The 1,433-nt window shown below is 63.8% G+C and carries 1 protein-coding gene; it reads left to right on the top strand.

Annotated features, from left to right (window positions below; translation table 11 throughout):
• The first annotated feature begins 118 nt into the window (after window positions 1–118).
• The gene (locus tag I003_RS0129450) at window positions 119–940 is read left to right on the top strand and encodes an AfsR/SARP family transcriptional regulator (protein ID WP_027774709.1); all 822 of its coding nucleotides are present in this window, start codon (window positions 119–121) and stop codon (window positions 938–940) included.
• Window positions 941–1,433: the final 493 nt, after the last annotated feature.

Below are 1,433 nucleotides of genomic sequence, written 5' to 3'. Positions count from 1 at the left end.
TGCTTGGTGTGTGGTCGCCAAGTGGGCGCCAAGTCGTTGGTGTGGTGGTGGCCAAGTTGTGGGGTGTTTGCTGGGTGGTTGTGGGTTGTGTGGTGTGGGTTTGTGGATGGAGGGTTTGATGGAGATTCAGGTTTTGGGTCCGTTGGGTGCTGTGGTGAATGGGGGGTCGGTTGTTCCGTCGGCGGGGAAGCCGCGTCAGGTGTTTGCTTTGTTGGCGTTGTATCCGGGGCGGGTGTTGCCGGTTTCGATGTTGATGGAGGAGGTGTGGCGGGCGGAGTTGCCGCCGAGTGCGATGACGACGTTGCAGACGTATATTATGCAGTTGCGTCGTTGTTTGGGTAGTGCGTTGGGTCCGGGGTCGGGGGATCGGGCGAAGAGTGTGTTGGCTACGCGGCATGGGGGTTATTTGTTGCAGGTGCCGCCGGAGTCGGTGGATGTTTTTGCGTATGAGAGGTTGGTGGGGGAGGGGCAGGAGGCTTTTGATCGGGGGGAGGATGAGCGGGCTGCGCGTTTGTTTCGGCAGGCGTTGGCGTTGTGGCAGGGGCCTGCTTTGGTGGATGTGCGGTTGGGTCCGATTATGGAGATTGAGGTGATGCGTTTGGAGGAGTCGCGGTTGGTGACGGTGGAGCGGCGGATTGATGCGGATTTGCGGTTGGGTCGGCATGCTGAGTTGATTGCTGAGCTTGTTGATTTGATTGCGCGTCATCCGCAGCATGAGGGTTTGCATGCGCAGGCGATGTTGTCGTTGTATAGGTCGGGGCGGCAGGCGTCTGCTCTTGATGTGTATCGTAGGTTGCGGGCGCGGTTGATTGAGGAGTTGGGTGTGGAGCCGTCGCCGCCGTTGCAGCGTTTGCATCAGGCGATGCTTGCGGTTGATCCGGAGCTTGATGTGGTGGCGGGTCCGCGGCGGGGTTCGACGTTCGACCGTTACGCGGCCTGACAAGGGGTTTTTCCCCTGCTTCGTTTCTCGGGTTGTGGGTGTTTGTGCGGGGGCGGGGTGGCTGGTGGTGTGCGGGGTGGGGGTGTGGGGCCTTGGTTTCGGCCGCACCCCTTCCTCGGGACAGAGCAGGTTCCTCGGGTCAGGGTGGGGTGGGGCTGCCGTCTGCGTGGGCGCGGTCTCCGGGTGGTCATCGCTGCGCCTGCCGGCCAGTAGAGCATCCGTGAACGCCGAGGCGGTGCCGGTGGTTGATCGCGCACTTTGGGGGGTCCGGTCGGTTGTGGTGGTGTATCGGTGGCCACCATGGACTGGGTCCATTCCCGCGTGTGCGGGGAGCAGATCGCGCGGGACTCGCGCATGAGGCCGTCGTCGGGTCCATCTCCGCGTGTGCAGGGAGCAGCGACGCGGAGCTGATGGCCCGGCACGCCCGCCAGGGTCCGGCCCCGGTGTCCGCCCGCGTCGGCCGGGCACGGCATTCGTAGCGGCAGCAGCAGGG

Source organism: Streptomyces sp. CNQ329, from assembly GCF_000482585.1.
This window is presented reverse-complemented; position numbering and strand designations above follow the sequence as displayed.

Bases quoted from the DNA above. Each gene is read 5' to 3' on its own strand.
- I003_RS0129450 (WP_027774709.1), top strand. From the start codon at position 119: ATGGAGATTCAGGTTTTGGGTCCGTTGGGTGCTGTGGTGAATGGGGGG.